The sequence below is a fragment of the Shewanella sp. 11B5 genome, from assembly GCF_002836795.1.
GTDB lineage: Bacteria > Pseudomonadota > Gammaproteobacteria > Enterobacterales > Shewanellaceae > Shewanella > Shewanella frigidimarina.
Window position 1 is genome coordinate 1 of sequence record NZ_PJAP01000380.1, and the last position, 7,812, is coordinate 7,812.

At 42.9% G+C, this 7,812-nt stretch carries 8 protein-coding genes; 1 reads left to right on the forward strand and 7 read right to left on the reverse strand.

From position 1 onward, the window contains the following. From CXF78_RS08665 to CXF78_RS08690, 6 genes are all read right to left on the reverse strand, one after another. Nucleotides 1-849, reverse strand: an 849-nt coding sequence (locus CXF78_RS08665; protein WP_145991398.1) for an MFS transporter, incomplete at its 3' end; no start/stop codon positions are given. 282 nt (nucleotides 850-1,131) lie between these two features. After that, nucleotides 1,132-1,470, reverse strand: a complete 339-nt coding sequence (locus tag CXF78_RS08670; protein WP_011636389.1) for a PBPRA1643 family SWIM/SEC-C metal-binding motif protein — start codon at nucleotides 1,468-1,470, stop codon at nucleotides 1,132-1,134. A 215-nt stretch (nucleotides 1,471-1,685) separates the two neighbouring features. Then, nucleotides 1,686-4,592: a valine--tRNA ligase gene (locus tag CXF78_RS08675; protein ID WP_011636390.1), complete on the reverse strand. Its 2,907-nt coding sequence runs from the start codon at nucleotides 4,590-4,592 to the stop codon at nucleotides 1,686-1,688. A 33-nt stretch (nucleotides 4,593-4,625) separates the two neighbouring features. Continuing rightward, on the reverse strand, nucleotides 4,626-5,075 hold the full coding sequence (locus tag CXF78_RS08680; protein WP_011636391.1) for a DNA polymerase III subunit chi: 450 nt from the start codon (nucleotides 5,073-5,075) through the stop codon (nucleotides 4,626-4,628). 85 nt (nucleotides 5,076-5,160) lie between these two features. Beyond that, nucleotides 5,161-5,532, reverse strand: a complete 372-nt coding sequence (locus tag CXF78_RS21415; RefSeq protein WP_011636392.1) for a hypothetical protein — start codon at nucleotides 5,530-5,532, stop codon at nucleotides 5,161-5,163. Nucleotides 5,533-5,544: 12 nt separating this feature from the next. Next, nucleotides 5,545-6,468, reverse strand: coding sequence for a LysR family transcriptional regulator (locus tag CXF78_RS08690; RefSeq protein WP_011636393.1), 924 nt, complete (start codon nucleotides 6,466-6,468; stop codon nucleotides 5,545-5,547). 116 nt (nucleotides 6,469-6,584) lie between these two features. On the opposite strand from CXF78_RS08690, the gene CXF78_RS08695 reads away from it, so the two are divergent. Next, on the forward strand, nucleotides 6,585-7,340 hold the full coding sequence (locus CXF78_RS08695; protein ID WP_011636394.1) for an SDR family NAD(P)-dependent oxidoreductase: 756 nt from the start codon (nucleotides 6,585-6,587) through the stop codon (nucleotides 7,338-7,340). A 36-nt stretch (nucleotides 7,341-7,376) separates the two neighbouring features. On the opposite strand, the gene CXF78_RS08700 is transcribed toward CXF78_RS08695, so the two are convergent. After that, a partial coding sequence (locus CXF78_RS08700; RefSeq protein ID WP_145991399.1) for a substrate-binding periplasmic protein occupies nucleotides 7,377-7,812 on the reverse strand: 436 nt, incomplete at its 5' end.

Below are 7,812 nucleotides of genomic sequence, written 5' to 3' on the forward strand. Positions count from 1 at the left end.
TAAAGAGGTGACAATGACGCTGGTATCAACCCATTCCGCAATGTGAATAGGCAATACATCAAATAATGAGTTATATAAAAACCAAAAACCAGCAAACACCAGCATGTAGTAAATCACCACAGGCTTTTTTAGTTCTCCTAAGGCATCCTTCCACAATGCTTGTTGTGTTATCTCTCCTGTTTTTACTTGGCGTGCGCGCTCTAAGCGCTCAGCTTTGCCAGGCTCTTTATAAGCTAATAAGAATAAAAAGTTAAACGAGATAATCGCTGCGCAGGCGTAAAATACATTATCCCAAGATAATTGACGCATGTGTACCGCAACCAATGGACCTAAAAATCCACCGATGTTAACCACTTGGTAAAAAATGCCCCAAGCCATTGAAGTATTATTTCGGTTAGTTGACAGTACTAAGGTGCCTTGAATACCTGGTTTGAATACCCCTGTACCCATGGCTAACAACATGGCACCGGCAAGAAAGCCCCAGAAACTGGGAAAGAATGCCATGGTTAAATAACCACATATTTTGATGATGGTAGAAACGAAAATGGTTTCTTTGTAACCGACACGGTCAGAAATTCCGCCAGTTAACACAGGTACAAAGGTTTGTAGTAGCGCCCACACGGATATAATAATACCGTAATCACTTAAATTAATACCCAGTCCGCCTTCTGAAACAGGCGCTTTAGCGTACAAGCCGGCACTGGCTTTTACACCATAATAGGCAATACGTTCTATTAGCTCCATGCCACCGACAAGCCAAAATATATAGCCTAAACTGCTGATAGCGGCCCACATGCCTAACTGTTTTACTTCACTCAAGTCATTGCCTGAGTGTGAATTAGTGCTCATAAGTCACCCTTTTATTTTATGGTCTGTTTCATTTTTATAACAAAGGCTGACACTTTACCTAAGTTCGTGATTAATACCAAACTCTATCCATAAGTGATCCGCCCAGAGTGGCGCTCATTTGTGAATTTGTGATGTGGTTACATAGGCAAGCCTCGACTGTTAAGTGTATACAACGTTAACGTTAACAATCTAAAGGCAATAAAAAAGCGGATCGTAAGATCCGCTTCAATATTTAATCATTGGCCCGTTAGTTCTCAACGGGCCTAACGTTGGTGTTACGGTTTAAGCACCGCAACACTTTTTGTACTTTTTACCACTTCCACAAGGGCAAGCATCATTGCGGTTAGGCTTAGCTTCAGAAGTAACCGCTTTAGGTTTATTCAATAAACCGGTTAAATCAACAATGTTTTCAGGCTTATCTGCATCAATAGTGATATTAGCAAAGAGTTGCTGTTCAGCGACCATTGCAGCCACTTCATGTTGGCGAGCTTCGGTTTGAACTGACAATATTAACGGTAAAGCTTCCGTGCCCAGTTTGGCTGCACGTTTGGTGTTATAACCACTTTCACCATAAGCTGGCTTAGGGGTTCTACGACCTTTAAAAAAGTATTTATCAGACATGGTTTTGACCCATTAGATAGAATGATGATATTGGCCGAAGCTTATACACCAAAAATGTAAGTTGAGATATCAAAGTTTCAATTTTGAACCAAATAAACCTAATATTATCGCCATGGGTCACATCAACAAAGATAAAAAACCAGCGAGTTATTCGCTGGTTTTTTTTATAGTGCTTTGTTAAACAAAGTAAACCTTAAGACAACAACTTAGTGCAGTTAAATCTTAGCTAATTCGACTTTTTGTTCGTTTAATTTTTCAATGTCACGAGTTAAATCGGTCATCTTAGCGCGTTCTTTATCAATTACCGCAGCAGGGGCTTTAGCCACAAAACCTTGATTAGATAATTTACCTTCAATACGGGCAATCTCTTGAGCAAGCTTTTCTAACTGTTTATCGATACGGGCCACTTCTGCGCCTACATCAATCAAACCTGCCATTGGGATTAATAGCTCCATATTGCCGACTAACTGAGTGCTCGACATTGGCGCTGTTTCACCCTCTGCTAAAATGGTCATCGTTTCGAGTTTAGCCAAACTTGCAAAGAATGTTTGGTTTGCTTCCAGACGAATACGATCTTCGTAGCTCACACCACGCAGTAACGCATTAAGCGGCTTTGATGGGGCAATGTTAAGCTCTGCACGAATATTACGTACTGCTACAATCACTTGCTTAACCCATTCAAGATCGGCCATCGCGGTCGCATCAACTTGATCTGCTTGATAAGTTGGGAACGATGCTAGCATGATAGTATCGCCAGTTACGCCCGCTAACGGTTTGACGCGTTGCCAAATCGTTTCGGTAATGTATGGCATAAATGGATGCATTAGACGTTGCATTTTTTCAAGCACATTGACCAAAGTGTGGCGAGTGCCGCGCATTTGCGCTTCAGTGCCATTTTGCATAACAGGCTTGGTTAATTCCAAATACCAGTCACAGAATTGATTCCAAGTGAACTCGTATAAAGTGTTAGCGGCTAAGTCGAAACGGAAAGCGGCCATGTGATCTTCAACGGTTTTCACGGTTTGGTTAAACAAACCAATGATCCAACGATCGGCTAACGACAATTCCATCGCACCCGGTTTGCCATCAACTAGCAATTGACCGCAATCTAAAGGTTCGCCAGCTTCATCGCTATCAGGATCCGTCTGCACTTCAGTGTTCATTAACACGTAACGTGACGCATTCCATAACTTGTTACAAAAACTGCGGTAACCATCAAGACGTTTCATGTCCCAGTTGATGTCGCGACCGGTTGAAGCCATTGCTGCTAAGGTAAAGCGCAGTGCATCAGTACCATGAGCTTCAATGCCATCGGCAAATTCTTTACGGGTACTTTTCTCAATTTTTGCAGCCAGTTGTGGCTGCATCATGTTGCCAGTACGCTTTTCAACTAAGGTTTCAAGCTCGATACCGTCAATCATGTCTAATGGATCAAGTACGTTACCTTTAGACTTTGACATTTTATTGCCGACTTCGTCACGGATAAGACCAGTAACGTAAACGGTTTTAAAAGGCACTTGTGGCTTGCCATCTTCATCTTTAATAAAGTGCATGGTCATCATGATCATGCGGGCAACCCAGAAGAAGATGATGTCAAAACCGGTAACCAACACGTCGGTTGGGTGGAAGGTTTTTAAATCTTCTAAATTGTCTGGCCAACCTAAGGTTGAGAATGTCCATAATGCTGAGCTGAACCAGGTGTCTAATACGTCGTCGTCTTGACGTAATACCACAGAGTCAGCAAATTTATGTTTAGCGCGGACTTCTGCTTCGTTACGACCAACGTAGACTTTGCCGTTTTCGTCGTACCAAGCTGGAATACGGTGTCCCCACCATAACTGGCGTGAAATACACCAGTCTTTAATATCGCGCATCCATGAGAAGTACATGTTTTCGTATTGCTGCGGTACAAACTTAATTTCACCGGTTTCTACCGCTTCAATGGCTGTTTTAGCCATTGACTGAACAGCCACATACCACTGGTCGGTTAGTAATGGTTCAATCACCACACCAGAGCGATCGCCATAAGGTACTTTTAAGCCGTGCGGAGCGACTTTTTCAAGTAGACCTAAGCTGTCAAATTCAGCCACGATAGCATCACGGGCTTTAAAGCGATCTAGGCCAACATAACGCTCTGGCAAGGCAATCTCGACACCTTTGTTTGGGGTGCCATCAGTGTTAATCACTTCAACAAAACTACGTACGGCGGCATCTAAGGTGAAGATGTTGTACATAGGCAGTTGATGACGTTTACCGACTTCATAGTCGTTAAAGTCATGGGCTGGAGTGATTTTTACACAACCGGTACCAAATTCCATGTCGACATAATCGTCGGCAACAATCGGTACTAAACGGTTAACGATAGGCAATAGAATGAATTTGCCAATTAATGACTGGTAACGTTCATCATCTGGATGTACGGCTACTGCGCTGTCACCTAACATGGTTTCTGGGCGCGTAGTGGCCACTTCTAGATAGTCTTTACCGTCGGCTGTTAATGCGCCTTGGGCCAACGGATAGCGGAAGTGCCACATGTGGCCTTGCTTCTCTTTGTTTTCAACTTCTAAATCTGAAATGGCGGTGTGCAGCTTTGGATCCCAGTTAACTAGGCGCTTACCACGATAAATAAGTTCATCATCGTATAGACGAACAAACACTTCTTGAACCGCTTTTGATAAGCCTTCATCCATAGTGAAACGTTCGCGATCCCAATCAACCGATGCGCCCATACGGCGAAGCTGTTTGGTAATCGTGCCACCAGACTGTTCTTTCCAGTCCCACACTTTATCAATAAAGGCGTCACGGCCTAAATCATGGCGAGTTTTACCTTCTTCGGCTTCAAGCTTACGCTCAACCAACATTTGAGTCGCAATACCCGCGTGGTCGGTGCCGACTTGCCATAAGGTATTTTTACCTTTCATGCGCTCAAAGCGGGTAAGGGTATCCATGATGGTGTCTTGGAAGGCATGACCCATGTGCAAGCTACCGGTTACATTCGGTGGCGGGATCATGATGCAGTAATTGCCTTTTGATTCATCACCATGCGGCTTGAAGTAACCTTGCTCTTCCCAGTTTTGGTAAAGGGCTTGTTCGATAGACTTTGGGTTGTATGTTTTTTCCATAGGAGCGTTATGTTCTCTATCTAAATTAAGTGTTTATTCAGCTAATGCTTGAGTGCTGGGCGTAATGCCTACATTCTGATATTGACGGTAGCGATTGCGAGCAATGCGCTTGAGTTCGTCATCATTAGCGACAAAATCGATAATATGGGGCAAGTTTACCGCAAAACTGGGCATTTGGTCTGCAAGATTAATCAGAACTTGACGACTTTTATTTGGTCCTAAAGTATCAAAACCAATTTCGACCGGTGCACCTGTCACTGGGCCTTCACCTTTTAAATTGTGTGGAACAAAGGCGTTGGGCTCAAATTGCCACAGTAATTCGTCAATTGCATAAGCTTGCTGTTTGTCTTTGCAGTGAATGTAGACGGTTTTTTGTTGGCGATATTGTTGTTCAGCTAACCTGCAAGCAGCTAAATAGAGCGCATCTAATGCACTCATTTGATTATGATTATCAGGCATAAGGTAAAACAAGGCTTGAGTCATGTGGTGATGCTTTTAACAGGTTAATAAGTTGGGCTCGAGTTTACACTAAAATCGTCTGCGGGTTAATGACCTCGTGATGCGATATTCATATGACGCTGGAATAGCTCAAAATCCCTAAGGTCAGTTTAATAGCGCTTATTAATCCGGCATATATCGCTATCATAATGGATTTTCTACGCCGCTGCGGTAATAGCTCTGTAATGGATAGACGTTGAGGCGATGGTTGAGCTGGCGTTAAGCTTGAACGCCATAGTACAAACCACCTAATGGTTAAATTGTAGGGGATGTTATTAATTATTATGTCCTGTTTGCGCCATGGGCTTAACAATAGTAGTTGACTATAAACCCGTTGCTCATTTACAGCTAAGCTAAAACGGGTGGTGAAACTGTCGTAATAGACATCTATTTTTTGATTATCAATTAAATGTGCTTTGTGTTGCTGACGAGTCATGGCCATTAATTTGCCCGTTTATTGATTCATTACTGCGGTTTTAACAATACTGTCGAGCCAATCCATAAACAAACTTAGGCGCTTAGGTAGTTGGCTACGTGAAGGGTACAAGATACTCACTGGCATAGGAGCTGCTTCATATTGATGCAAAATCCGGATTAAACGACCAGTATTTAAGTAGTCTGTTACCCCCATCTGTGGAATTTGAGCAATACCCAGCCCAGCTAAACATGCCGAGGTATAAGCGTCGGAATTAGTCACCGATATCACACTTGGAACCGTGTGCTGGCAATTCTGCCCTTGTTCTACATAGTCAAACTCGGCCGAATTATAATCAATGGAGGCACTATGATTCACTGTCGGGACGTAACCGATCATTCGGTGGTGTTGTAAGTCTGCTAAGGTGCTTGGCGTACCATAGCGTTGGATATAGGTTGGGCTAATGCAGTTGATAATACGATATTGAGTTAAGGGTCTGGCAATTAGTAAGCTGTTACCTTGATTGCCCACTCTGATCAGGCAATCAACCCCAGACTTTATTGGATCGATATGATAATCCGTACTGCTGATGACAACATTGACGTGGGGATAACGCTCACACCATTCGCTTAGTCGAGGCAGTACGGTTTTATTGGCAAAACGACTCGGCATATCGACTTTTATGACGCCTCTAACGCTGTCATTTTCATGCTGAAACTGGCTTTCTAAAGCATCTATATCGTGCAATATTTGTCGACATTGAGCCAAATAGATAGCCCCGTCATGGGTTAGCGTCACCCGCCGGGTACTGCGCTGAAAAAGCCGAGTGCCTAATAGTTGCTCTAATGACTCGACGGCAGTTGAAATACTCGATTTAGGTAAGTGCAATGCCGCTGCAGCCTGAGTAAAGCTACCGGTTTGCGCGACATGAACAAACCGTCTCATGGCTTCAAATTTATTCATTATTACCTTATTATTGTTCGTGTAAAACAAACGATAATGTCACTTTTATGCTGTTTATCATAGTAGGTGAGTGTTTTATTATCATTGCACTTCTGTGAAATGAATAAGAGGCATATATGAATAAATTGGTGTTAGTTACTGGCGGTAGTCGTGGTTTAGGCAAGAATGCCGCATTAATGTTGGCGGCTAAAGGCATGGATGTGGTGATTACATATTTACATAACAAGGAGGCTGCAGATGAGGTTGTCGCCAGCATACGTTGGTTAGGGCAAAAAGCCGCAGCATTACCGCTGAATGTTGGCGATGTTTCCATGTTTGGGTCATTTACAGATGAGCTCTCTGAGTTACTAAGCCAATATTTTGAACGCGAGAATATTGATGCATTGATTAACAACGCGGGAATGGGTGAGTTCGCTGCATTTGCAGACACAACTGAAGCTCAGTTTGATGGGTTAATGAATGTGCATTTAAAGGGAGCTTTTTTTCTAACTCAATCGTTACTTCCTTTGGTCAATAATGGTGGAAAAGTGATTAATGTGAGTTCTGGGTTAACACGTTTTAGTGAAACGGGGTTCTGTGCTTATGCCATGATGAAAGCGGGTGTTGAAGTGATGACCCGCTATTTAGCTTTAGAGCTTGGGCCTCGTCAGATAAGCGTCAATACCTTAGCTCCAGGGGCAATAGAAACCGATTTTGGTGGTGGCGTTGTGCGTGATAATACTGCCCTAAATGAGTCTATCGCATCAAAAACGGCACTTGGGCGTGTTGGTTTGCCGGATGATATTGGTAAGGCGATGTTGATGTTATTAAGCGACGAAGCGCAGTGGTTAAATGGTCAGAGAATTGAAGTGTCTGGAGGAATTCATTTGTAATTGATGGCGAAGTGATGATAATCAGCAGTAAGCCCATTATCGCTTGGCAATATTGGTATCAGTTGGAAAATAATCTTGATAAATGGTCTGGTACATCCCTGATGATTTTAACTCATCAAATGCTTGTTGCCATAGTGCAACCGCCTCATCAGTGGTGTCGTTTGAAAACGCAATATATAAGGTAGAGTCGTACAACTTAATAGGAGTACGTTCTATTGAGTTGATATCGATATCGGCTGCTTTTGCCAAAAAAGGCATTACTAGCTCGCTCATCGGCGCAACATCAACTCTGCCGTAACTGAGCATTTTGAGCGATTGTAATTGGGATTTGTCAGTACTGAGATTAGTGAATCCTTGGGCGTCTAAATAGGTATGGTCAGCATTACCAAGTACTACGCCGACATTTCGGACTCGTTTTAAGTCTTCTAAATCTGCTAGTGATAATCCGGAATTACGCTTTTGGTAAAAATAC